The sequence below is a fragment of the Candidatus Enterococcus moelleringii genome, from assembly GCF_017377575.1.
Lineage (GTDB): Bacteria > Bacillota > Bacilli > Lactobacillales > Enterococcaceae > Enterococcus_A > Enterococcus_A moelleringii.
Map to the genome: position 1 here is coordinate 223,059 of NZ_JAFREM010000018.1, position 23,162 is coordinate 246,220.

Here is a 23,162-nt window from a genome sequence, read left to right on the forward strand (position 1 = left end):
GAAGGCGTCCTATACTTATGATTTGTAAGTAATATGGTATAATTTCGGTAACGAGGTGAGTAGAATGGAACAAATACAACAAACTAAATTTTCTCTATGTCCAAAATTTGAAAAAGGCTTTGCGATTTTAGGGAAAAAATGGAACGGCTTGATCATCGATGTCTTATTGGAAGAAGGCCCTCAACGCTTTGTTGATTTGGCCGCCAAGATCCCTCATGTCAGTGACCGGGTCCTAGCAGAACGTTTAAGAGAATTAGAGCAAGAAGCGCTGGTTACACGTACTTCTGGTCCAGAAGGCCAAAAACGATTGGATTACTGTTTGACTGAAAAAGGTGAAGCATTGGATACTGTAATGAAAGAATTGCATGTTTGGGGCGAAAATTGGATTACAGAGCAAGAATGTAGTTGATAAAATAGCAATTTTCTTGTAGTATAAAATAGTCAATTGAATAAAGAAAAAGCGTTGATGGAAAAGAGTAGTCTTTTAGAGCCTTACTAGGGAGTATCTGCCGCAGACTGGAAGCAGATTAAGGTAACAAAGGATGAAGTTCACTTCCGGAGCTTGTCGTAACTGACCGGCTGAGGCCGTTAAAAATGTGAGTGCGCCAAAATTTGGCGAATTAGGATGGTAACGCGAGACCTCGTTCCTTTATAGGAACCGAGGTCTCTTTTTTTTGGACATTTAGGAAAGAATAAGTTATTCACAATTAGAAGACTTATCAAGCTGATGCTGAAGGTGTCCGGCTTCACAAACTAACTTTGTCGGCATTAAGCGAAAATTTGAAGAATTGTGAGAAGCCAATTATTCAAATTTTAGTCTTAATGCTTCAAAGTTGAGCAAGTTTGCGAAGCCTTTCTTAAAGGAAAGGAAGTAGAGAGATGAGTTTACAGAACCAACTAGAAGAACTGAAAACCCAGACGCTGGCGAAGATTTCTGATGCAGCAGATTTAGCCGCAGTGGAGCAAATTCGGGTAGAAACTTTAGGTAAAAAAGGCCCGATCACGGAAGTATTGCGAGGCATGCGGGATTTGTCAGCAGAAGAACGGCCAAAAGTAGGGGCCTTTGCTAACGAAATTCGCGACCTGTTAACCGAAGCAATCGATGAACGAAAAGCAGCCTTGGCTGAAATTGCTTTGGAAAAAGCCTTAGCTGAAGAAACAATTGATGTTACCCTGCCAGGCAAACAATTGCCGCAAGGAACCCGTCACGTGATTACGCAAGTGATGGAGGAAATCGAAGACGTATTTGTCGGCTTAGGCTATCAAGTGGTTGAAGGCTATGAAGTTGAAAGTGATCATTACAACTTTGAACGCATGAACTTGCCGAAGAACCATCCAGCTAGAGACATGCAGGATACCTTCTACATTTCAGAAGATATTTTAATTCGGACCCATACATCACCGGTTCAAGCTCGCACGATGGAAAGTCACGACTTTTCTAAAGGCGCTTTGCGGATGATTTCACCTGGTAAGGTATTCCGTCGTGATACCGATGATGCCACTCATAGTCATCAATTCCACCAAATTGAAGGCTTAGTTATCGACAAGGGAATCACCATGGCTGACTTGAAAGGCACGTTAGAGCATTTCGTTAAAGAAATTTTCGGGGCAGATCGCAGTATTCGTTTGCGTCCAAGCTATTTTCCTTTTACTGAACCTTCAGTAGAAGTAGATGTCAGCTGCTTTAAGTGCGGCGGCAAAGGCTGTAACGTCTGCAAATATACCGGCTGGATTGAAATTTTAGGTGCTGGTATGGTGCATCCTGACGTCTTGTCTATGTCCGGTATTGATCCAGAAGTTTACTCTGGTTTTGCTTTTGGGATTGGACCGGATCGTGTATCAATGCTGCGTTATGGCGTCAATGATATACGTAACTTCTATTTAAATGATGTTCGTTTCTTAGAACAGTTCAAGGGGGAATAACCGATTATGTTTGTTTCATATAAATGGCTAAATGAATACGTGGATTTAAAAGATATCACACCACAGGAATTATCTGACCGTTTATCCTTAACCGGGATCGAGGTCGAAGGTGTCGAAGTACCTGAAGAAGGTTTGAAAAAAATTGTCGTCGGTGATGTGAAGGAATGCATCCCGCATCCGGATTCAGATCACTTGTCAATTTGCCAAGTGGATATTGGCGAAGAAGAGCTGTCACAAATCGTTTGCGGCGCACCGAATGTCAAAGCTGGTATCAAAGTAATCGTGGCTTTACCCAATTCACGAATTGCCGGCAACGTTAAAATCAAAAAAGGCAAAATGCGGGGCCAAGTTTCTAACGGCATGATCTGTTCTTTACAAGAATTAGGCTACAGCGATTCCGTGATTCCGAAAGAATTTGCCGATGGTATTTACATCCTGCCAGAAGATGCAGTGCCTGGCGAACCAGTTTTCTCCTATTTAGATATGGATGATGCCATCCTAGATTTATCTGTAACTCCTAACCGGGCAGATGCGTTGAGCATGCGAGGAGTTGCTTACGAAACAGCGGCAATCTATGGTAAAAAAGCTGTTTTCCCAGAAGTAACTTTAAAGGAAATTGATGAAAAAGCCGCGGACAAAATCAAAGTATCTGTCGCTGATAAAAATGATGCCCCTCACTATGAGATTCGCATCATTAAAAACGTTAAAATCGGACCAAGTCCGCAATGGCTGCAAAACCGTCTAATGAACGAAGGCATTCGTCCCATCAGCAATGTTGTAGATATTACTAACTACATTTTGTTGTTATTTGGTCAACCACTGCATGCTTTTGACTACGACAAATTAGGCAGTCAGGAAATCTTAGTCCGCCGTGCCAAAGATCAAGAAGCTTTGACTACGTTGGATGGTGTTGAACGTACGCTTAACCCAGAAAATATCGTGATTACCAATGGTGAAATTCCAGTAGCTCTTGCTGGTGTCATGGGCGGTCTTGATTCAGAAATCGTTGATACAACCACAACGGTAGCTTTGGAATCAGCAATGTTTGACAGTGTAGCAACTCGTCGCACTTCTCAAGCTTACAACTTGCGCAGCGAAGCGTCAGCACGTTTTGAAAAAGGTATTAATCAAGCAACTATTGGCTTAGCTGGTGATGTTGCAGCAGCTATGATCGCTGAATTAGCTGGCGGCGAAGTTCTGCAGGGCGGCGTTTTAGGCAGCGAAGTCAACCCAGAAAACGTTGAAGTCACTACGAACTTGAAAAACGTGAATTATTTCTTGGGAACTGAGTTAACTATTGAAGATGTTAATGCCGTATTTGAAGCATTGGATTTTGATTATCAAGAGGCTGACGACAACTACACAGTGAGTGTTCCGCCACGTCGTTGGGATATTACCATCGAAGCCGACTTGATGGAAGAAATTGCCCGGATTTACGGTTACAATAACATCCCTTCAACGCTTCCAAGTGGCCAAACTGTTGCTGGAGGATTAACGGATGTTCAAAAGAACACTCGCAAAGTTCGTTCTTTATTAGAAGCAAGCGGCTTGCATGAGGCGATCAGCTATGCCTTAACCACGGAAGAAAAAGCTGGACAATTCACTATGCGGGAAAGTAAGTACACGCGTCTTGATTGGCCAATGAGTGAAGACCGTTCTGTCTTGCGTTTGAATCTTATTAGCGGTTTGTTAGAGGATTTAGCCTACAACGTTGCTCGTAAAAACGCGGATGTTTCCTTGTACGAAATCGGCCGTGTGTTCTACCAAGACAATGATCCGAAAAAGGATTTACCTTTGGAAGAAAAACACGTTGCCATTGCTTTAACAGGAAATCGTACGGATAGAACTTGGGCGGAAAAAGCCGAAAAAGTTGATTTCTACACAGCCAAAGGGATTGTAGAAGAATTAATTGATGGACTAGGACTAAGCGGAAAAATCAGCTATCAAGCTGCCTCCGAATTACCGGAAATGCATCCTGGGCAAACCGCTGCTATCTACATGAATGATCAGTTAGTTGGTTTTGTCGGACAAGTTCATCCGAAAATCGTTAAAGCTTATGAGCTTAAATCAGCTTTTGTAGCTGAATTGAACTTAGATGCTTTACTGACAGTGGAGAAAGAACCGCTGGTTTACGAACCGGTTTCTAAATATCCAGCAGTCAGCCGCGATATTGCTCTATTAGTGGAAGAATCAGTTTCCAATGCCAAAATCATTGAAGTGATTCGCAGCTCAGCTAGCCGTTTCTTGACAGATGTGCATGTGTTCGATGTGTATCAAGGGGAATCAATCGAAGAAGGCATGAAGTCAATGGCTTACAGCCTAACTTTTGTTAACCCAGAAGCAACGTTAACTGATGAAGAAATCAATCAGTGGATGAGCAAAGTGATCAAGAGTCTAGAAAAAGAAGTATCAGCGGTCATTCGCTAAACGAAAAAAGAGCAGCCAGCATTTATATGCTTGCTGCTCCTTTTTTATAACAAAGCTTTTTAAAAAGTGTTCAGATTCTCAAACAGGCTTTGCTAGTTTTAAATGTAAATTTGGATAAGCTGATCTTCAAGCTTATCCAAATTTTAGTTTTATGAGAAGTAGGCGATACCCATGGCTTTTTTGACTTCTGCTAAGGTTTGAGCAGCCACTGCTTGGGCTTTTTCACTGCCTTCTTTCAGCATTAACATCACTTGCTCAGGGTCTTTAGCAAACTCTTCCCGACGAGTCCGGATTGGATTCAATTCTTCCTCCAAGACCTCAATTAAATAACGCTTGATTTTGACATCCCCAAGGCCGCCGCGACGGTAGTGGGCCTTCAGTTCTTCGATTTTTTCTTTATCTTTGCCGAAAACATCTAGATAGGTGAAGACCATATTGCCTTCCACTTGACCAGGATCTTCCACATGGATATGATTCGGATCGGTATACATACTCATCACTTTTTTAGCAACAGTTTCTTCCGAATCAGATAGATAAATTCCGTTGCCTAGCGATTTGCTCATTTTTCCGTTGCCGTCAATTCCTGGCAGGCGTCCCATCCCTTTATCAGGGAAGACTCCTTTGGGGTTAACGAGAACTTCCCCGTAAGTGTTATTAAAGCTTTGAACAATCTCTTGAGTTTGCTCCAGCATAGGTTTTTGGTCTTCACCAACTGGAACCAAGTTTGCTTTAAAAGCTGTAATATCAGAAGCTTGTGACACTGGATAAATGAAGAAACCAGTTGGTACGCTATCGCCAAAGCCTTTTTGCTCAATTTCAGATTTAACCGTTGGGTTGCGGCGCACGCGTCCAACACTTACCAAGTTTAAGAAGTACATCGTCAATTCTGACAGTTCAGGAATTTGCGATTGGATAAACATGGTTGTGCGGGCAGGGTCTAAGCCAACTGCCAAATAATCCAAAGCTACCTGCAGCACATTTGAATAAACCTTTTCTGGATTTTTCGCATTGTCAGTCAGGGCCTGCATATCAGCAACCATGATGAATAGTTCGTTTTCGGGATCACCTTGCATCGCCACACGGTTTTTCAGCGAGCCAACATAGTGTCCTAAGTGTAATTTACCTGTTGGGCGGTCGCCAGTCAGGATAATGTTTGTCATTCGATTCACCTTTTCATCGTATATTTAGTCTTCAACCTACCTTAAAATAGTAACCTTTTTTGGGAATTTAAACAACTGCTAATTCTTTAATGAACGCAACAACTGTGGCTTTTTATGTCAGTAAACCTAACATGAAAAGGTAATGTTTGGCAAGTAATTTTTTGTTGTTGTAGATTTTTTACTTTACAAACGAAAAATACTTAGCATATAATTAGAGTCAGGTCTGAAAAATTAGAATTAAATTAGGAAGAGTAGGGGTGTTCATACATGGCAATGGTCGAATTCAAAGAGGTAGAGAAGTATTATGGGAAGTTTCATGCCTTAAAAAATATCAATTTGGCTTTTGATAAAGGTGAAGTAGTTGTGGTGATTGGCCCTTCAGGATCAGGAAAAAGCACGATGCTTCGCTGTATCAATGGGCTGGAACAAATATCATCAGGTCATTTATTGGTGAACGGAAAAGATTTACATAGTAAAGATGTGAAGCTTAAAGACATCCGCACACAAATTGGTATGGTTTTCCAGCACTTCAATTTATACCCAAATAAAACCGCGTTAGAAAACATCACTTTAGCGCCAATCAAAGTATTAAAACAGCCGGAAGCAGATGCAATCAAAACGGCTGAGAAATTATTAAATCGAGTGGACATGTTAGATAAGAAGGATTCTTATCCATCGATGTTGTCTGGTGGACAACAACAGCGGATCGCTATCGCCCGCGGGCTGTCAATGAATCCAGAATTATTGCTATTTGACGAACCAACTTCAGCATTGGATCCGGAAATGATCGGTGATGTTTTAGGTGTTATGAAGAAAATTGCCAAAGACGGTATGTCAATGATCGTGGTTACCCATGAAATGGGCTTCGCCAAAGAAGTGGCTGACCGGATTATTTTCATGGCTGAAGGTGAAGTATTGGAAGATACTCGCGATGTGAAAGGATTCTTCGAACGACCAAAAGAAGTTCGTGCACAGCAATTTGTAAGTAAAGTAATTAACCACTAGGAGGATGACTATGTCAAAAGTGAAAAAAATTGTCTCCTTCTTTCTCTTAATCCTAGTCGTGTTTGGCTTATCAGGATGTAAAGGGGACAGTGTGGCAAATGAAAATATCGCCGAAAGATTGGAAACAGAGCCTGTCATTACTTGGGGCGTAAAATATGATACTCGTCTCTTTGGGATGATGAATATCGAAACTCGCGTAGTTGAAGGCTTTGATATCGATATCGCCAAAGCGATCACTAAAGAAATCTTAGGGGATGAAGGCCGCGCAGAGTTTGTAGAGGTTACTTCTAAAACACGGATTCCGTTGTTAAAAAACGGAAATATCGACGGCATTATTGCGACGATGACAATTACTAGTGAACGTTTGGAACAGGTTGATTTCTCTGATATTTACTTCGATGCTGGACAATCACTGCTAGTTGAAAAAGGCAGTCATATAGACAGCGTTGAGAATTTAACGGCTGATGATACGATTTTAGTAGTAAAAGGCTCCACTTCAGCAATCAATATTCGTGAGCATGCACCAGAAGCAAACATTTTGGAATTAGAAAACTATGCCGAAGCATTTACTGCATTGCAATCCGGTCAAGGGGATGCCATGACGACGGATAATGCGATCTTGTTAGGGATGGCTTCTGAAAACGACAATTATGGATTAGTTGGCGGTACCTTTACGACTGAACCTTATGGGATTGCCATTAATAAAGGTCAGGAAGATTTCCTGAACGAAGTTGACGGCGCCTTAAGAAAAATGCATGACAATGGTACTTACGACAAAATCTATGATAAGTGGTTCCCGAATGAGTCAGTAGGAAAAGCAGCAAAGGGGGCTAAATTCAATGACTGATTTATTTAGCAGTTATTCCAGCGAGTTTTTTGAAGGATTCAAATTTACTTTGTATGCTAGTTTCATGGCATTGATCTTTAGTTTAATCATCGGGACACTGATGGCGATTTTCCAATTATCCCATAATAGTGTGATTCGGAATCTTGCTAAGGCTTATGTGGCCTTTTTCCGAAATATTCCTCTGTTGATTATTGTCATGTTCTTTTACGTAGTTGCACCAATGTATTTTTATACCTTTGACGGGTTCCAAGCAGGAACGATTGGTTTGACCATTTACACCTCGGCCTTTATCGCTGAGACGGTCCGTTCAGGGATTCAAACAGTACCTAAAGGGCAGATGGAAGCGGGCCTTTCTTCCGGCTTTTCATACGCGGAGACAATGCGCTACATCGTATTGCCGCAAGCCTTCAAAATTGTAGTGCCGCCATTAGGCAACCAATTCATCAATTTGATTAAAAACTCATCTATTTTAGCAATGGTAGCCGGGTTGGATCTAATGTATCAAGGGGACTTAATTGCCAGCACCACCTTCAATACCTTTGATACCTATATCATTGTCGGACTGTTTTACTTAGTATTAACCTTGCCATTGTCTTATCTAATGAATTATTTGGATAAGAATTGGGCAAGTGCCTAGAAAGGGAGGAATACGATGGACTTTAGCGGTGCATTTGCTTGGATCAATATCCGATTCCTTTTAGACGGGCTTTGGGTCACGATTCAAGTATCAATTGTTTCAATTATTTTAAGTATGATTTTAGGCGGGATTGCCGGAACTGTTCGTTACAGCAAAATTCCGTTTGTTTCCAAGATTGTCGGTATTGTAGTGGATGTCATTCGAAATTTACCGCTGCTGCTGATTATCTTCTTTACCTACTTTGCTTTACCGCAAATTGGGATCAAATTAAATATCTTTTGGGCTGCCGTTGCTGCTTTGACGATTTTTGAATCAGCGATGCTGTCAGAAATCTTCCGGGCAGGGCTTAACGCAGTGCCGATTGGTCAAACAGAGGCAGGTTTGTCTTCAGGCTTGACCTACATTCAAACCTTGATGATTATTATCATTCCTCAAGCGTTAAAATCAATGCTGCCAGCCATTTTAAGCCAGTTGATTTCCTTAATTAAGGATACTTCATTGGCGGTTATTATCTCGCTGCCGGAATTGATGCACAATGCCAGAATCGTGTATGGTCAAAACACCAACTACGTGATTCCGATGTTTGTGGCGATGACTGCGATGTATTTCGTCGTTTGTTACGCATTATCCTTGGCTTCAAGATACTTGGAAAATAGCAAATACAATTATTAAAATAGAACTTTCAGACCGATGGAATCCAGAGAGCACCTTTCTCTGGATTTTTTGTGTCTGAAAAAAGCCGTCAGTAACGTTTTTCTCATAGGTGCAGCACAATTTATTTTTCAGGCATCTTTTTTTCATATGAATTCCCTTTTATTATCGTTTGTCATCAACAAAATATCCGCTAAAAGCAGCGGCTTGCTATAAGGTATCGTAAAAGAAATGATCTAGGACTTGAAAAAAAACGCTAAAAAGTACAAAATAAGGTGAAACTTGTAAAAGATAGGATGAGAAATGTTGTCTAATGAACTACCCATCGGTTTTATCGATTCAGGTGTTGGCGGTTTAACGGTTGTAAAAGAAGCAATGCGGCAGCTGCCAAATGAACACATATTATACCTTGGCGACACCGCACGTTGCCCTTATGGACCTCGTCCTGCTCAGCAAGTCGTTGAATTCACTTGGCAAATGACCCAATTTTTAATTGATCAAGGGATCAAAATGCTGGTGATTGCCTGCAATACGGCTACGGCCGTTGCCTTAGATGAAATCAAAGCAAAAGTAGATATTCCAGTGATCGGGGTGATTCAGCCTGGCTCACGTTCTGCTCTAAAAGCGAGTCACACTGGGGAAATTGCTGTAATCGGGACAGAAGGAACCGTAAAAAGCGCTACCTACGAAAAAGAGCTGTTGGAAAAATCGCCAGATGTACACGTCCGCAGCTTAGCTTGCCCTAAGTTCGTGCCAGTAGTAGAAAGTAACCAGTTCACCAGCCCAGTGGCGAAAAAAATCGTGGCGGAAACTTTGGCTCCTCTGATGTATAACAAGCCGGATACGCTGATTCTAGGTTGTACTCACTATCCCTTGCTGCGTCCGATTATCCAAAATGTCATGGGCAGCGACGTCACCTTGATTGACTCAGGAGCTGAAACGGTCAACGACCTAAGTACGCTTTTGGATTACTTTAACTTGAATAATTATGATCGAAAAGTATCGAAAACTTGTAAATTTTATACAACTGGTTCACCGAAAATGTTTCGCGATATTGCCGGCGACTGGTTGGACCTTAAAACATTAGAGGTTGAACATATACATTTGGGAGGAAAATAAATGCGTCATGACGGAAGAAGTTTGCAGCAATTAAGAAACGTAACCATTGAAACCAACGTCTTTAAACATCCAGAAGGCTCAGTAGTCATCTCTTTTGGCGATACAAAGGTCATCTGTTCAGCGACAGTCGAAGAATCAGTACCACCCTTTTTACGGGGCGAGGGAACGGGCTGGGTAACTGCTGAATACAGCATGCTGCCAAGAGCTACCAATACCCGTAATCGTCGGGAAAGTGCCAAGGGCAAGCTGTCAGGCCGTACGATGGAAATTCAGCGTCTAATTGGCCGAGCATTGCGGGCAGTAATTGACTTAGCTAAATTAGGCGAACGCAGCATCGTAATCGATTGTGATGTCATTCAAGCAGACGGCGGTACGCGTACCGCAAGTATTACCGGCGGCTTTGTTGCTTTACGTTTGGCTATAAATAAGTTGCTTGCGTCTGGTGAGCTGAAGGAAGATCCGATTAAGGAACATCTAGCAGCAATTAGTGTCGGTATTTTGCCAGATGGTCAAGTCGTTACTGATTTAGACTATGTTGAAGATTCTTCAGCGGCTGTTGACATGAATATCGTCATGACTGAATCAGGCCGTTTTGTCGAAATTCAAGGCACTGGTGAAGAAGCGACCTTTGATGATACGGAATTGAATGCCTTGATTTTACACGGAAAAGCTGGAATAGAAGAATTAGTCAGCTACCAAAAGGAAGCTTTGCACACGGTGGACGCTGAAGAAGTACCAGAAAAAACGGTAGTGATCGCTACCGGAAATCCAGGAAAAGCCAAAGAGTTTTCGGCACTGTTTGCCCGAGCCGGCTATCAAATCAAAACGTTAGCTGACTTCCCCAACTTGCCAGATGTAGAGGAAACCGGCAAGACCTTTGAAGAAAATGCTCGTTTAAAGGCTGAAACAATTGCTCAGATCCTGCAGCAGCCGGTTTTGGCGGATGATTCTGGTCTAGCCGTAGATGCGCTAAATGGCATGCCAGGGGTTTATTCCGCCCGTTTTGCGGGTGAACGTAAAAGTGATGCTGCCAACAATGCAAAGCTTTTACACGAACTAACAGAGGTGCCTGATGAAAAGCGGACCGCTCATTTCCATTGCACGCTGGTATTTGCAGCACCTAATAAGGAAAGCTTGGTCGTAGAAGCCGATTGGCCCGGCCAAATCGCTCGCATTCCGCAAGGAGATAACGGCTTTGGCTACGATCCATTATTTTTTGTTCCAGAATTTAACAAAACAGCAGCTGAAATGACCGCTGCTGAAAAAAATGAAGTCAGCCACCGGGCACAAGCAGTCAAAGCCTTGGAAAAAGTCTGGCAGAAATGGTTGGAGGGATAGATTCATGAAATATTTAGTAGTTAGTGATAATCATAGTGACCGCCAGATTTTAGATGAATTAATCAAACGTTACAACGGCAAAATGGATGGCATGTTTCACTGCGGCGACTCAGAGCTTGCCGCAAACGACATCATGTGGAAGTATTTTACTGTAGTAGGAGGCAACTGCGATTACGATCCTGGTTACGAACCCGAACAGCTGGTTACCATTGGTGACGATCGGATCTTTATGACTCACGGTCATCGTTCCAATGTTCGTTTTGGTTTAAACGTGCTGTCCCTTCAAGCTCAAGAAGAGGGTGCTAATATCGCGTTATTTGGTCATATTCACCAAGCGGTGGCAGAAATGGATCAGGGGATTCTGTTCGTTAATCCCGGAAGTATCTCCCAGCCTCGCGGCCCAGTGCGGATTCCAAGTTATGCAATCATTGAAAGCACACCGGAAAAATACGTGGTGCAATACTACAATCGGGCCCATCAGCCTGTTGAAGAATTAGTAGCTGAGTTTGCTAAATAGTTTCTAATTTTTACTTAACATTGAGCAAAAAAGCCCTTACTATAGGGTTGTTTCAGTAAAATAGATAGGGAAAGTAGAAACGGAGGCTGTTGTATGATTAGTCGTACAATCGAGGAATTAATGTCCGAAAAGAAGGACACAATGATGATTCCGTCTGAAAATGTAGCAAACGTTATGGTGGGCAATCCTTTGGAGCATGCGTTCTTAGTGTTATCTAAGGTTGGCTACTCGAAGATTCCGGTGTTAGATAAAGGGGATCGTTTTATCGGGCTGTTAAGCCTGAATGATGTTGTCAGCAAAATGATGGATATTGATGGAATAGATACAAAAAATTTAAGCAAATATACTGTAGCAGACGTCATGAATACTGAGATCGAAACCGTGAAAGAAAATTGTGATCTGGAAGACATTATGCATTTGCTGGTGGATGCGGCCTTTATTCCGGTATTGGATGATGAAGGCGTCTTTAAGGGCATTATCACCCGGCGGGAAATTTTAAAAGCTGTCAATCATACCTTCCATGAATTGGACAAGAAACAACGTCTTAGTGGAAAATTCGTATTGCAGCCAGCAACATCAAAATAGCGACAAGATCAAGAAGCAGCTTCGGCTGTTTCTTTTTTTGCCATTCGTGCTTTTTGCAGTTTGTTTTGAGGGAAAGCAGTTTGTTCGTTAACTGCCATTTTTCACCTGCCAATACACATTAATTGACTTTTCCTCAACCAATGAGTATTCTAGTAAAGTTATTAAAAGTAACCATTACAGTTTAATCAATAGATACCTATGGGAAAGGAAGTCAAGAAATGGCTAAAAAATCTAAAATTGTTAAAGCACAAAAACAACGGGCTTTAATTGAAAAATATGCAGAACAACGTCAAGCTCTAAAAGCGGCTGGCGATTACGAAGGCTTAGCAAAGCTGCCTAAGGAATCCAATCCTAACCGTCTGAAACATCGGGATTTAATCGATGGACGTCCACGAGGCTATATGCGCAAGTTCGGCATGTCTCGTATCCACTTCCGCGAATTGGCCCATAAAGGCCAAATTCCCGGCGTAAAGAAAGCCAGCTGGTAAAGATAAAGCAAATACCCTCAAACTGCTCACAGGCTGTTTGAGGGTATTTATTTTGTAAATTTTTATCCAGCTGCTGCTACGAGAGTGTAATAGGGTTGTTAGGAATAGTAAACCCATGATCGGTCAATTCCTTCACATAGTTCGCCAAAAACTCTTCCTTCAATGGCAGCTGTCTTCCATTGGTTACGTACATCACGGTTCGAATGGCGTAGTTGCTGTTGCCTAAATCCACCATCCCAAAAAGATTTGGTCCATCAAAGATTTCATCTTTATAGGTTTTTCCTAAGCGATCATTGACCTTTTGGATCAATTGATTGATTTCCTGATAGCCTTCATTTGGCTGAATCCGAATATCAATCAATACCTGCATGTGTGCTCGTGACAGGTTGCTGATGGTAGTGATGTTGCGGTTAGGGACAAAGTGAACCGTGCCGTCAGCTGCTTTTAACTGCACCATGCGAATCCCCACCGAAGTAACCGTTCCTTCGATTTGCAAATTAACCAGTTTAATGTAATCTCCCACATCAATCTGCTGCTCCAAAATGATGAAGAAACCAGTGATGATGTCGTTCATGAAGCCCTGGGCACCAAGTCCAATCGCAATACCAGCAATTCCGGCCCCGGCCAATAGCGAGCCCACTGGAATGCCAATCGTGTCTAATACCGAGTAAAGGAAAAAGAAAAACAAGGTATAAGAAAAAATATTAGACGACAAGGTATGAATCGTCTCGATTCGAGTGGTACTGCCAGCGACTTTACGCTTTTGGCGATCAAAGGATTGAGTAATTAAGAAATTTCCGGCTTTACGAATGATTCCGAAAAGAATCAAAATCGCCAGCAAAGTAATCCCTTTTGAAATGAAGGTGGAAAAGACGGCATCCCAATCAATCGACTGCCAATAACGCTGCCATGCTGAGATTTTTTCTGTTGCCTGATCTACGACATCAAGTCCGGTCGAATCAGTGGTTTGTATTGCTAAAAAAAGCATCAATCTCTTCCTTTCTTCCAACGCATTTCATTTTATCAAGTTTTAAATAGTCTGTCGATAGTTCTGCTGAAGATAAAAAGACAGAAAATTCCAAAAAAATTGAAAATATTCATGACAAGTTTCCAACAAAGTGGTAGACTAACGTTTATATAAAAAGGAGATGATAGAATGGTTAATATAAAATGGGAAGAATTAGGGTTTGACTACATCAAAACCCCTTATCGTTATATCTCACATTGGAAAAATGGTGAATGGGATGAAGGCCATTTAACTGAAGACAATAAAATTACAATCAGCGAGGGTTCAACTTGCTTGCACTATGGACAAGAATGCTTTGAAGGACTGAAAGCCTATCGCCGCAAAGACGGTAAAATCAACTTGTTCCGTCCGGATGAAAACAGCAAACGTCTAAACCGCAGTGCTGAAAGAATGTGTATGCCGGAAGTTCCGGAAGATAAATTCATCGATGCAGTAAAACAAGTGGTTTTAGCCAACGAAGAATATGTACCTCCATATGGCACAGGCGCGACGTTATACATTCGTCCTTACCTAATCGGAGTTGGAGATAACATTGGTGTTGTGGAAGCACCTGAGTATCTATTCTCAGTCTTCTGCATGCCGGTAGGACCTTACTTCAAAGGCGGAATGGCACCAACCAACTTTATCGTTTCTGAATACGATCGTGCTGCACCGCAAGGAACTGGAGCAGCAAAAGTAGGGGGCAACTACGCCGCGAGTCTTTTGCCAGGTTATCAAGCTCACAAGCGCAATTTCTCTGATTGTATTTATTTAGATCCGGCAACTCACACGAAAATTGAGGAAGTGGGCTCTGCGAACTTCTTTGGTATTACCAAAGACAATCAATTTGTTACGCCGACTTCACCATCAATTTTACCGAGTATTACGAAGTATTCTTTGCTGCATTTGGCGAAAGATCGCTTTGACATGGAAACGGTGGAAGGGGATGTTTATCTAGACAAACTGGATGAATTTACTGAAGCTGGAGCATGTGGTACAGCGGCGGTTATCTCACCAATCGGCGGAATTCAAAACGGCGATGATTTCCACGTCTTTTACAGTGAAACCGAAGTTGGGCCAGTAACCAAGAAATTATATGACGAACTAGTTGGAATTCAGTTTGGTGACGTAGAAGCACCAGAAGGCTGGATTTACACAGTAGAATAGAACACACAAAAGCTGCTGCCAATTCAAAACTGGCAGCAGCTTTTGTATACCTATATATTGCTTAATGGGGGCGTAGTTGAGGATAGAGTCACAAAATTTTAAACACTTTATGTCTATCTAGCTTAAATGCACACCTTTATCCACGTAAATAATATCACCAACGATACCGCTAGCTAGTGGGCTCAACAAGAATGCACAAGTTTGGCCGACTTCATCGATCGTTACACTGACTTTATCCGGTGTCCGTTCTTCAGAAAGGTTAAGTAAGGATTGGTAATCCTTCACGCCAGTTACCGCTAATGTTTTCAAGGCACCTGCGGAGATAGCATTCACTCGAACGCCTTTTGGTGACAATTCGGTCGCCAGGTAGCGTACTTCAGCTTCCAAAGCAGCTTTAGCGATACCCATCATGTTGTAGTTAGGGATTGAACGTTCTGACCCCATGTAAGTCATAGTTACGATACTGCTGCCTGGATTTAGAATTGGCAGCGCATATTTCGTTAATGCTAGTAATGAATAGGCACTAACATCCTGTGCTAGACTAAAGCCGTCACGGGTAATTTCTGATACGTCTCCAGATAATTCCTCTTTGTTGGCAAAAGCAATCGAATGTAAGAAGCCGTCGATGTTGCCGACTAATTCTTTAATAGCAGCCATAGCTTTTTCAATGTTTTCATCTTTAGATACATCTAGTTCAACCATTGGTGCATCTTCACCAACTAATTTGACTAACCCTTTTTTCATGCGATCGTTTTGGTACGTATAGATAACTTCTGCTCCTTGGTCGGCGATAGCTTTCGCACAGCCCCAAGCGATACTTCTCTTATTTGCGACACCAGTCACAAGAATTTTCTTTCCAGTTAAAAATGACATGCGGTTGATTCACTCCTAGTTTAATTTTCGTATGAACACATTATGTTGGAAAAAGCTTTGATTGTCAAACTATTTTTTTATTAATCTGGTAATGCTTGAAAAAGAAGAGAGAATATGATAGTTTGATAATCAAACAAATAAGATGTCGAGGTGCAAGAATGGAAATACTAATGAACGTTGAAGAAATTATGGAAATCATTCCAAACCGCTTTCCAATTTACTATCTAGATGCTGTCGTAGAATTTGAGGACGAAAAGCATATCACTGCAGTCAAAAACTTAACCATGAATGAAGATTTTTTCCAAGGCTATTTTCCAAATGATCCAATGATGCCAGGTACGCTAATCGTTGAAGCCTTAGCACAGGCGGGCTCATTGCTGATTCTGAAGTCAGAAGCCTTCCAAGGAAAAACGGCTTATATTGGTGGAATCAACAAGGCTGTTTTCCACGAAAAAGTAAAACCAGGCGACACGCTGTTTTTGAACTTTGATATTGAAAAAATCAAAGGGCCAGTAGGAACAGCAAAAGCTTGGGCGACTGTGGGGGACACGGTAGTTACTGACTGCCAATTTACCTTTATCGTCGGCGACAAAGAGCAAAAATAAGCATAAAAAATAAGCCGGAATCAGTTGGAAAACTGACTTCGGCTTATTAAATTCTTAAACTTATTCCTTTGGTTCTTGTAAAATTTTGATCTCATTGATCTTTACTGGCTCCACTGGAGTTGAGTTTTCCCCTTGGCTATTAGCCTCAGTTTCAGCAGCAGCAATTTTATCAACTACATCCATACCCTCAGTAACTTGACCGAACACAGCATGAACGCCATCTAGAGTAGGTGTTCCACCATTTTTGTAAGCCTCAATGATTTTTTCAGGTGTATATTGAATTGCTAAGCCATCACTTTTATCTTCCGTATTTTGTACAATGAAGAACTGGCTGCCATTAGTATCAGGCCCCGCATTGGCCATCGAAAGAGCGCCGCGGATGTTGTACAAGCTTGGTGAGATTTCATCCTCGAAAGGATCGCCCCAAATACTTTCGCCGCCCATACCAGTACCTTCAGGGTCGCCCCCCTGGATCATGAAGTCATTCACTACACGATGGAAGGTTGTATCATTATAATAGCCATCCTTAGCATGTGTTACGAAGTTTTCCACGGTTTTTGGTGCTTCTTTCGGGAACAACTTAATTTTAATATTGCCTTCAGTTGTTACCATTTCCACCAAGTATTCGTCATCGGTTACTTCATTGGAAAGCTGCGGCAGGTCTACCTTGTTTAAATCTACACTAGATTCTTGCGTGGAGTTAGAAGCGCTCCCCGATGAATTTGTCGCGTCATTGCCAGAGTTGCAGGCAGCCAAAAGGCCAACGGATAAGACTAAAGCGCTGCTGAGTAATACTTTTTTTAGTTGCATATAAATCTCCCTTCAAAATTCTTTCCTTTCCATCATAACAAAAAACGAACCGACTTCCTATGAAAAAAAGTTGATTTTTCCTCTAAAAAAAGAGAAGACCGAAGTCTCCTCTTATGTCTGAGCATTAAATTGTGGTTGCTTATAGGTTAGCAAATTTTTCCAACAAGCGAATCATTTGGCAAGTAAAGCCGTATTCGTTGTCGTACCAAGCAACAGTTTTAACTAATTGGTAGTCTCCAGCAGAAGTAACTTCTGTTTGAGTTGGGTCAAAGATTGAACCTTGAGTAGTACCAATAACATCGCTAGAAACGATTTCGCGATCGTCATAGCCAAATGATGGGTTATCAACAGTATGTTTTTTGATTGCTTCGTTGACTTCATCAGCAGTAACTTTAGTTTTAAGAACAGAAACTAATTCAGTTAATGAACCATCAACAACAGGCACACGTTGTGCATGTCCTTGTAATTTGCCGTTCAATTCTGGAATAACTAAGCCGATAGCTTTAGCCGCACCAGTTGAATGAGGAATTGTGTTGTCTGCAGCTGAACGTGCAGCACGCAAGTTTCCGCCCTTAACAGGTCCGTCCAATAGCATTTGAGTTGAAGTGTACGCATGAACAGTTGTCATAGTACCAACTTCAATACCAAATTCTTCGTGCAAGAAGTAAGCCATTGGTGCCAAGCAGTTAGTTGTACATGAACCAGCTGAAATAATTTTGTCGTCTGCGTTCAAAGTGTCATCATTTACGTTGTAAACGATAGTTTTCATTTGACCAGCTGGAGCTGAGATAACTACGCGTTTCACGCCAGCGTCCAAGTGAGCTTGTGCTTTTTCTTGAGATGTATAAAAACCAGTACATTCTAAAACGATATCAACACCGTTTTCTTTTGCCCAAGGGATTTTGCTTGCATCAGGTTCTGCATAAACACGTGTTTCTTCACCGTCTACAACGATTGAATTTTCTGTTGCAGTTACAGTGCCTGGGTATGTGCCGTGAGTTGAGTCAAATTGTAATAGTTGAGCCAACATTGTAGGACTTGTTAAGTCGTTGATTGCTACAACTTCAATATCATCTGATACTTCTTTAATACGACGGAAGGCTAAACGACCGATACGTCCGAATCCATTAATACCTACTTTTACTGTCATAACTAAAAGTTCCTCCTTTGTATTCGAGAAATAAAGCGCAAATGCACTTATTCCTTACATGATCAATTCTGCATCGGATGCAATTTTTTGTCAAAAGATTACACTCCAATCGGAGAATCGGTCAGTTTCTCATCGAAGAATGGAAAAGGAAGCATAAAAATTTATTAGATTCCCCTCCAGTAATGGACATTAGTGGTAAATACAGCTAAAATAAGGAGACTTTGTTTGATGTGGAAATTCAGTAGTCAGAAAATAGATAAAACAAGGAGGACGAAAGATGTCTATGTTTTTAGATCAGGTAACAATTGACGTCAAGGCCGGTAAAGGCGGAGACGGTATGGTTGCCTTTCGTCGTGAAAAATATGTACCCGATGGTGGGCCGGCTGGTGGCGATGGCGGACGCGGCGGTGACGTAATCTTAGTAGTAGAAGAAGGCTTACGTACCTTAATGGACTTCCGTTTTAATCGTCGTTTTAGAGCAACTCCCGGTGAAAATGGGATGAGTAAAGGCATGCACGGCCGTGGAGCACAGGATACGTATGTAAAAGTTCCCCCTGGCACGACGGTTCGCGATGCTGATACAGGCGTTTTAATTGGTGACTTAATTGAAAACGGCCAAGAATTACGAGTAGCTAAAGGCGGACGAGGCGGACGAGGTAATATTCGCTTTGCTTCACCAAGAAATCCGGCACCGGAAATTGCGGAAAACGGCGAACCAGGCCAAGAACGTAAAATTGAACTAGAATTGAAAGTCTTAGCGGATGTCGGTTTAGTAGGTTTCCCATCTGTGGGTAAATCGACTATTCTATCAGTAATTTCTTCTGCTAGACCCAAAATTGGTGCGTATCACTTTACGACCTTAGTTCCTAACTTAGGAATGGTTACAACGAATGATAGCCGCAGCTTTGTAGCTGCCGATTTGCCAGGTCTGATTGAAGGAGCTTCTCAAGGTATCGGCCTAGGAACTCAATTCTTGCGTCATATCGAACGGACACGGGTTATTTTACACGTGATCGATATGAGTGGGATGGAAGGCCGTGATCCTTACGAGGATTATGTAGCCATCAACAATGAGTTAGGTTCTCACAATTTGCGTTTGCTGGAGCGTCCGCAAATTATTGTGGCCAACAAGATGGATATGCCTGAGTCAGAAGAGAATCTGGTTAAGTTTAAAGAACAATTAGCTAAAGAAAAAGAAGACGAATTTGCTGACGATCTGCCAATTTTTGCGATTTCGGCAATCACTAAGCAAGGCATGGATAACTTATTGAGCGCGACGGCTGATTTACTGGAAACAACGCCAGAATTTCCGTTGTACGAAGAGGATATTGAAGAAGAAACGGTTCAATACGGTTACCAAAGCGAAGATCCTGGCTTTACGATTACCCGTGAACCAGATACTACTTGGGTCTTGGCTGGTGAGAAATTAGAAAAACTATTTAAGATGACCAACTTCGATCACGACGAAACCGTAATGCGTTTTGCTCGTCAACTACGTGCAATGGGTGTCGATGAAGCATTACGTGCCCGCGGCGCCAAAGACGGCGACATCGTTCGAATTGATAAATACGAATTTGAATTTGTTGAGTAATAATGTAGAAGCTTAGCGCTTCATGATAATCGGAATCAGGTTCTCCTGATTCCGATTTTTTGCGTATTTTTGTTAATATCTTCTGCCAATCTAAGATAGCAGTTGACTATTTCTGTTTACATAACAAATTTATTGCCAGCATAAGGGGTGTCTAGTTCACAAAACCGCGCTTTACTGTTAAACTTAAAATAAGCATACAGTCTGAAAAACGTACTATTTTTTGGAAAAAATTAATACCTTAATATTAGGATGCCAGTTCTGCTTTTGGCAGTTTAACAGAATCAGAGCAAGAAAAAATTTTTAGTAAAAATATCAATAGTGATGTGCAGCAAAACGGTATATGGCCTGAGAAACAAAGTATTTTTGAAAAAATAGTACCTTGATACGAAAAAGGAGCGGATTTTTATGGAAAAACGAGTGATTATTATGAACTTTGAGCTTCCTTCACAAGCCTATGAAGCATTCTCAAAGGTAAAGAAATTGCAGGCAACTCGAGCAATCAAAGGTGAACAAATGGCTGTCGTTAACCATTCCAACGACGGAGGGCATCAATTTCAAATTGAGGACTTCTTAGACTTTACCGGCAACAATAAAAGTTCTACCGGTGGTTTAATCGGTATGATGGTGGGGATTCTAGGCGGACCGATCGGTATTTTGCTGGGCTGGTTTACCGGCGGTATGATTGGTGCTTCCCGGGATGTAAAAGAAGTTCGTGATGCACAAGGAGTCTTTGCCTTTCTGATTGATAAGATTAAAGAAGGCGACACTGGGTTATTGTTGATTGCAGAAGAGGATGACAATCGTCCGTTGAACCAATTAATCATGAATGAGCTGGGCGGCGAAATCACTCGTCTGAACTATGAAGAAGTGGAAGAAGACGTGAAAAAAGCCCAAGAAATGGCTAAAGAAACCGATAATGAATCAAATGATTCTTCAAATGAAGAGAATTAAGCCGATTTCTATTTGCAGAAAGGCTGACTTTCTTCTAGAATGAAGATAATTTGATAGAAAGTCAGGGAAATTATGGAATTAGAATTTTTAGGTACCGGAGCAGGCGTTCCGGCCAAACATCGTAATGTCAGCAGTATTGCTTTAAAATTATTAGCAGAACGGAATGCAATTTGGTTATTTGATTGCGGCGAAGGCACCCAGATGCAGATTTTGCGCACCAGCATTCGTCCCCGTAAGATTGAAAAGATTTTTATTACTCATATGCACGGCGACCACATTTTTGGGTTGCCTGGTTTATTGAGCAGCCGTTCTTTCCAAGGCGGCGATGAAGAGCTGGAATTGTACGGGCCGCCGGGAATTGAAAAATTCGTTAAAACGGCGTTGCAGGTTTCGCAAACTCGCTTGTCTTATCCGATTCGTTACATTGAGGTAAAGGAAGGCATCATTTTCAAAGACAAACAGTTTTCAGTAGAATGCCGTTTATTGGATCACGGAATCGACAGCTATGGCTATCGCGTAGTTGAAGCGGACCATGAAGGTACGTTGCAGGTTGAAAAGCTGGAGGCGTTAGGTATTCCGGCAGGTCCGGTTTATGGCCAAATCAAGCAAGGAAAAACGGTCACTTTGAAGGATGGTCGAGTAATTGACGGTCAAGACTTCATCGGTCAGAAGAAACAGGGACGAATTGTCACTATTTTCGGCGATACCCGTTATACTCCTGTCTCGATGGAATTAGCCAAGAACAGCGACGTGATGGTCCATGAAAGTACCTTCAGGAAAGATGAAGAGAAGATGGCGCGGGCGTATTTCCATTCAACCACCAAGCAAGCAGCCAGAGTGGCTAAAAAAGCTCAGGTGAAGCAGCTGGTGCTGACGCATATTTCGGCTCGTTACCTAACCAAAGATGCGCTTGAATTAGAAAAAGAAGCTCAGGAAATTTTTAAAGCGACTAAAATAGCAAAGGATTTCGATATTGTTGAGATTCCTTTGAAGGAGTGATGAGGATGGATTTAACCAACAAAGTAGTTGTCGTTACCGGCGGATCAGCTGGACTAGGAGAGCAAATCTGTTACCAAGCCGCAAAACGCGGGGCAATTGTGGTAACTTGTGCTCGCCGTATTCAGTTGATTGGACAAGTAAAAGAAAAATGTATGGAATTAAGCGGCAAGGAGGCATATGCCTTTCAACTAGACATTTCTGATCCAGACAGTGTTGATAGCGTGCTGGGAAAAATCGCTGAAGAAGTCGGCAGCGTGGATGTGTTAGTCAACAATGCAGGTTATGGCCTGTTCCAAGACTTCTTTGAGTTTGATTATGAAGCGGCCCGCAAAATGTTTGAGGTCAATGTTTTAGGAATGATTTATTTCACACAGCAGATTGCTTTAGACATGGTTTCTCGTAAAAAAGGCCATATTTTCAACGTGGCTTCAATGGCTGGGAAAATGGCGACGGCCAAGTCTACGATTTATTCAGCAACTAAATTTGCGGTCTTAGGTTTCTCTAACGCCTTGCGTTTAGAATTAAAGCCAGCAGGTGTTTATGTAACCACTATTAATCCTGGACCGATTGATACGGAATTTTTCGACAAAGCTGATCCAAGCGGCAGTTATTTAGCCAGCTTAGGCAATATTGTTTTAGAACCAGAAAAATTAGCGAAAGCAATTGTGAAACGCATGGGTGAACCAACGCGAGAAATTAACCGTCCGCGGGTAATGGAAGCCGCGTCTCGTATGTATATCCTCTTTCCACATATTGGGGATTGGTTAGCTGGAAGTATATTCAATAAAAAATAAGGGTGAATGGGTTTGAAAAGACAATGGAAGGTAATCCTGGGGTTTATTCTCGTTTTAATTATTGTCATCTTTGCCGTACTAAATAATCAAGAGGTGCCGGTTAATTTTGGTTTTACTAAAATTTTCAGCCCGCTGATCTTGATTATTATCGGTTCAGCTATTATTGGGGCCTTGGTGATCTTTTTGACCTCAAGCGCGACAATGTTCCAACAAAAGCGCCAAGTAAAACAGCTGCAAAAACAAATTGAGGATTTTGAAACTAGTAATGAGGAAAAACTAGCAGAAGATAAAGCGATCTACCAACGGGAAAAGGAAAATGAAGTGGCTGCACTGAAGGCGGACTATGAACGCCTGCTTAGCGAGAAAGATAATTATATCCAACAGCTGACAGGTGAGACGACGGCTAAAAGTGATCCAACTAATCCCCCGTTAGACTATTACGATTAAATGGAAGAGAATGATTCTAAATTTTTAAGGATCATTCTCTTTCATTTCTTTTTTTGTCCAAGAAATTTTGCT

At 41.8% G+C, this 23,162-nt stretch carries 24 protein-coding genes and 1 other annotated feature; of the genes, 19 read left to right on the forward strand and 5 right to left on the reverse strand.

Features of this window, described 5'->3' with window-relative positions; genetic code table 11:
- Positions 1-64 precede the first annotated feature (64 nt).
- The 3 genes from JZO70_RS12265 (at position 65) to pheT (ending at position 4,350) form a co-directional block, all read left to right on the forward strand.
- The gene (locus tag JZO70_RS12265) at positions 65-409 is read left to right on the forward strand and encodes a winged helix-turn-helix transcriptional regulator (RefSeq protein ID WP_207673859.1); all 345 of its coding nucleotides are present in this window, start codon (positions 65-67) and stop codon (positions 407-409) included.
- Positions 410-454: 45 nt separating this feature from the next.
- Positions 455-652, forward strand: a binding site (T-box leader).
- A 227-nt stretch (positions 653-879) separates the two neighbouring features.
- On the forward strand, positions 880-1,923 hold the full coding sequence (gene pheS / locus JZO70_RS12270; RefSeq protein WP_207673860.1) for a phenylalanine--tRNA ligase subunit alpha: 1,044 nt from the start codon (positions 880-882) through the stop codon (positions 1,921-1,923).
- Between the two features lie 6 nt (positions 1,924-1,929).
- The gene (gene pheT, locus JZO70_RS12275) at positions 1,930-4,350 is read left to right on the forward strand and encodes a phenylalanine--tRNA ligase subunit beta (protein WP_207673861.1); all 2,421 of its coding nucleotides are present in this window, start codon (positions 1,930-1,932) and stop codon (positions 4,348-4,350) included.
- A 149-nt stretch (positions 4,351-4,499) separates the two neighbouring features.
- Here the strand turns inward: pheT and trpS are convergent, their stop codons facing one another.
- Complete coding sequence (gene trpS / locus JZO70_RS12280) at positions 4,500-5,510, reverse strand: tryptophan--tRNA ligase (RefSeq protein WP_207673862.1); 1,011 nt, start codon at positions 5,508-5,510, stop codon at positions 4,500-4,502.
- Between the two features lie 267 nt (positions 5,511-5,777).
- Here trpS and JZO70_RS12285 point away from each other — a divergent pair, with 267 nt between their 5' ends.
- From JZO70_RS12285 to rpsN, 9 genes are all read left to right on the forward strand, one after another.
- Complete coding sequence (locus JZO70_RS12285) at positions 5,778-6,515, forward strand: amino acid ABC transporter ATP-binding protein (RefSeq protein ID WP_207673863.1); 738 nt, start codon at positions 5,778-5,780, stop codon at positions 6,513-6,515.
- A gap of 10 nt (positions 6,516-6,525) precedes the next feature.
- Positions 6,526-7,362, forward strand: a complete 837-nt coding sequence (locus JZO70_RS12290; protein ID WP_207673864.1) for a transporter substrate-binding domain-containing protein — start codon at positions 6,526-6,528, stop codon at positions 7,360-7,362.
- On the forward strand, positions 7,355-7,999 hold the full coding sequence (locus JZO70_RS12295; RefSeq protein ID WP_207673865.1) for an amino acid ABC transporter permease: 645 nt from the start codon (positions 7,355-7,357) through the stop codon (positions 7,997-7,999). Before JZO70_RS12290 ends, JZO70_RS12295 begins: the two co-directional genes overlap by 8 nt.
- Before the next feature lie 15 nt (positions 8,000-8,014).
- A complete protein-coding gene (locus tag JZO70_RS12300; RefSeq protein WP_207673866.1) occupies positions 8,015-8,671 on the forward strand; it encodes an amino acid ABC transporter permease in 657 nt (218 codons plus the stop codon).
- Positions 8,672-8,953: 282 nt separating this feature from the next.
- Positions 8,954-9,769 (forward strand): glutamate racemase, encoded by an 816-nt coding sequence (gene racE, locus JZO70_RS12305; protein WP_207673867.1) that lies wholly within the window; start codon positions 8,954-8,956, stop codon positions 9,767-9,769.
- Positions 9,770-11,107 carry a ribonuclease PH gene (gene rph, locus JZO70_RS12310; protein WP_207673868.1) on the forward strand — a complete coding sequence of 446 codons (1,338 nt, stop codon included), beginning with the start codon at positions 9,770-9,772 and terminating at the stop codon, positions 11,105-11,107.
- 4 nt (positions 11,108-11,111) lie between these two features.
- Positions 11,112-11,624, forward strand: a complete 513-nt coding sequence (locus JZO70_RS12315) for a metallophosphoesterase (RefSeq protein WP_207673869.1) — start codon at positions 11,112-11,114, stop codon at positions 11,622-11,624.
- A gap of 93 nt (positions 11,625-11,717) precedes the next feature.
- Positions 11,718-12,209, forward strand: coding sequence for a cyclic-di-AMP-binding protein CbpB (cbpB, locus tag JZO70_RS12320; RefSeq protein ID WP_207673870.1), 492 nt, complete (start codon positions 11,718-11,720; stop codon positions 12,207-12,209).
- A 218-nt stretch (positions 12,210-12,427) separates the two neighbouring features.
- On the forward strand, positions 12,428-12,697 hold the full coding sequence (gene rpsN / locus JZO70_RS12325) for a 30S ribosomal protein S14 (RefSeq protein WP_207673871.1): 270 nt from the start codon (positions 12,428-12,430) through the stop codon (positions 12,695-12,697).
- Between the two features lie 76 nt (positions 12,698-12,773).
- Here the strand turns inward: rpsN and JZO70_RS12330 are convergent, their stop codons facing one another.
- Positions 12,774-13,685, reverse strand: coding sequence for a mechanosensitive ion channel family protein (locus JZO70_RS12330; RefSeq protein ID WP_207673872.1), 912 nt, complete (start codon positions 13,683-13,685; stop codon positions 12,774-12,776).
- Positions 13,686-13,853: 168 nt separating this feature from the next.
- Between JZO70_RS12330 and JZO70_RS12335 the strand changes: the two genes are divergently transcribed.
- On the forward strand, positions 13,854-14,870 hold the full coding sequence (locus tag JZO70_RS12335; RefSeq protein ID WP_207673873.1) for a branched-chain amino acid aminotransferase: 1,017 nt from the start codon (positions 13,854-13,856) through the stop codon (positions 14,868-14,870).
- Positions 14,871-14,987: 117 nt separating this feature from the next.
- Here the strand turns inward: JZO70_RS12335 and fabI are convergent, their stop codons facing one another.
- Positions 14,988-15,743 carry an enoyl-ACP reductase FabI gene (fabI, locus tag JZO70_RS12340; RefSeq protein ID WP_207673874.1) on the reverse strand — a complete coding sequence of 252 codons (756 nt, stop codon included), beginning with the start codon at positions 15,741-15,743 and terminating at the stop codon, positions 14,988-14,990.
- A 158-nt stretch (positions 15,744-15,901) separates the two neighbouring features.
- Here fabI and fabZ point away from each other — a divergent pair, with 158 nt between their 5' ends.
- On the forward strand, positions 15,902-16,348 hold the full coding sequence (gene fabZ, locus JZO70_RS12345) for a 3-hydroxyacyl-ACP dehydratase FabZ (protein ID WP_207673875.1): 447 nt from the start codon (positions 15,902-15,904) through the stop codon (positions 16,346-16,348).
- A gap of 60 nt (positions 16,349-16,408) precedes the next feature.
- Here the strand turns inward: fabZ and JZO70_RS12350 are convergent, their stop codons facing one another.
- Both JZO70_RS12350 and gap read right to left on the reverse strand, forming a co-directional pair.
- Positions 16,409-17,158, reverse strand: a complete 750-nt coding sequence (locus JZO70_RS12350; RefSeq protein ID WP_207673876.1) for a peptidylprolyl isomerase — start codon at positions 17,156-17,158, stop codon at positions 16,409-16,411.
- Between the two features lie 139 nt (positions 17,159-17,297).
- Positions 17,298-18,308: a type I glyceraldehyde-3-phosphate dehydrogenase gene (gene gap / locus JZO70_RS12355; RefSeq protein ID WP_207673877.1), complete on the reverse strand. Its 1,011-nt coding sequence runs from the start codon at positions 18,306-18,308 to the stop codon at positions 17,298-17,300.
- Between the two features lie 277 nt (positions 18,309-18,585).
- Here gap and obgE point away from each other — a divergent pair, with 277 nt between their 5' ends.
- The 5 genes from obgE to JZO70_RS12380 all read left to right on the forward strand — a co-directional run bounded on the left by obgE (position 18,586) and on the right by JZO70_RS12380 (position 23,090).
- Entirely contained in the window at positions 18,586-19,899 is a 1,314-nt protein-coding gene (gene obgE / locus JZO70_RS12360) for a GTPase ObgE (RefSeq protein ID WP_242703910.1), read from the forward strand.
- A gap of 405 nt (positions 19,900-20,304) precedes the next feature.
- Positions 20,305-20,850: a DUF1269 domain-containing protein gene (locus JZO70_RS12365; protein WP_207673878.1), complete on the forward strand. Its 546-nt coding sequence runs from the start codon at positions 20,305-20,307 to the stop codon at positions 20,848-20,850.
- A gap of 72 nt (positions 20,851-20,922) precedes the next feature.
- On the forward strand, positions 20,923-21,849 hold the full coding sequence (gene rnz, locus JZO70_RS12370; RefSeq protein WP_207673879.1) for a ribonuclease Z: 927 nt from the start codon (positions 20,923-20,925) through the stop codon (positions 21,847-21,849).
- 5 nt (positions 21,850-21,854) lie between these two features.
- Positions 21,855-22,643 carry an SDR family NAD(P)-dependent oxidoreductase gene (locus JZO70_RS12375; protein ID WP_207673880.1) on the forward strand — a complete coding sequence of 263 codons (789 nt, stop codon included), beginning with the start codon at positions 21,855-21,857 and terminating at the stop codon, positions 22,641-22,643.
- A gap of 12 nt (positions 22,644-22,655) precedes the next feature.
- Complete coding sequence (locus tag JZO70_RS12380) at positions 22,656-23,090, forward strand: LapA family protein (protein WP_207673881.1); 435 nt, start codon at positions 22,656-22,658, stop codon at positions 23,088-23,090.
- The last annotated feature ends 72 nt before the right edge of the window (positions 23,091-23,162 follow it).

Bases quoted from the DNA above. Each gene is read 5' to 3' on its own strand.
- JZO70_RS12335 (WP_207673873.1), top strand. From the start codon at position 13,854: ATGGTTAATATAAAATGGGAAGAATTAGGGTTTGACTACATCAAAACC.
- JZO70_RS12375 (WP_207673880.1), top strand. From the start codon at position 21,855: ATGGATTTAACCAACAAAGTAGTTGTCGTTACCGGCGGATCAGCTGGA.
- JZO70_RS12330 (WP_207673872.1), bottom strand. From the start codon at position 13,685: ATGCTTTTTTTAGCAATACAAACCACTGATTCGACCGGACTTGATGTC.
- obgE (WP_242703910.1), top strand. From the start codon at position 18,586: ATGTCTATGTTTTTAGATCAGGTAACAATTGACGTCAAGGCCGGTAAA.
- trpS (WP_207673862.1), bottom strand. From the start codon at position 5,510: ATGACAAACATTATCCTGACTGGCGACCGCCCAACAGGTAAATTACAC.
- gap (WP_207673877.1), bottom strand. From the start codon at position 18,308: ATGACAGTAAAAGTAGGTATTAATGGATTCGGACGTATCGGTCGTTTA.
- JZO70_RS12265 (WP_207673859.1), top strand. From the start codon at position 65: ATGGAACAAATACAACAAACTAAATTTTCTCTATGTCCAAAATTTGAA.
- JZO70_RS12290 (WP_207673864.1), top strand. From the start codon at position 6,526: ATGTCAAAAGTGAAAAAAATTGTCTCCTTCTTTCTCTTAATCCTAGTC.
- JZO70_RS12365 (WP_207673878.1), top strand. From the start codon at position 20,305: ATGGAAAAACGAGTGATTATTATGAACTTTGAGCTTCCTTCACAAGCC.
- rnz (WP_207673879.1), top strand. From the start codon at position 20,923: ATGGAATTAGAATTTTTAGGTACCGGAGCAGGCGTTCCGGCCAAACAT.
- rpsN (WP_207673871.1), top strand. From the start codon at position 12,428: ATGGCTAAAAAATCTAAAATTGTTAAAGCACAAAAACAACGGGCTTTA.
- JZO70_RS12285 (WP_207673863.1), top strand. From the start codon at position 5,778: ATGGCAATGGTCGAATTCAAAGAGGTAGAGAAGTATTATGGGAAGTTT.
- JZO70_RS12350 (WP_207673876.1), bottom strand. From the start codon at position 17,158: ATGCAACTAAAAAAAGTATTACTCAGCAGCGCTTTAGTCTTATCCGTT.
- fabI (WP_207673874.1), bottom strand. From the start codon at position 15,743: ATGTCATTTTTAACTGGAAAGAAAATTCTTGTGACTGGTGTCGCAAAT.
- JZO70_RS12300 (WP_207673866.1), top strand. From the start codon at position 8,015: ATGGACTTTAGCGGTGCATTTGCTTGGATCAATATCCGATTCCTTTTA.
- rph (WP_207673868.1), top strand. From the start codon at position 9,770: ATGCGTCATGACGGAAGAAGTTTGCAGCAATTAAGAAACGTAACCATT.
- fabZ (WP_207673875.1), top strand. From the start codon at position 15,902: ATGGAAATACTAATGAACGTTGAAGAAATTATGGAAATCATTCCAAAC.
- cbpB (WP_207673870.1), top strand. From the start codon at position 11,718: ATGATTAGTCGTACAATCGAGGAATTAATGTCCGAAAAGAAGGACACA.
- pheT (WP_207673861.1), top strand. From the start codon at position 1,930: ATGTTTGTTTCATATAAATGGCTAAATGAATACGTGGATTTAAAAGAT.
- pheS (WP_207673860.1), top strand. From the start codon at position 880: ATGAGTTTACAGAACCAACTAGAAGAACTGAAAACCCAGACGCTGGCG.
- racE (WP_207673867.1), top strand. From the start codon at position 8,954: ATGTTGTCTAATGAACTACCCATCGGTTTTATCGATTCAGGTGTTGGC.
- JZO70_RS12315 (WP_207673869.1), top strand. From the start codon at position 11,112: ATGAAATATTTAGTAGTTAGTGATAATCATAGTGACCGCCAGATTTTA.
- JZO70_RS12295 (WP_207673865.1), top strand. From the start codon at position 7,355: ATGACTGATTTATTTAGCAGTTATTCCAGCGAGTTTTTTGAAGGATTC.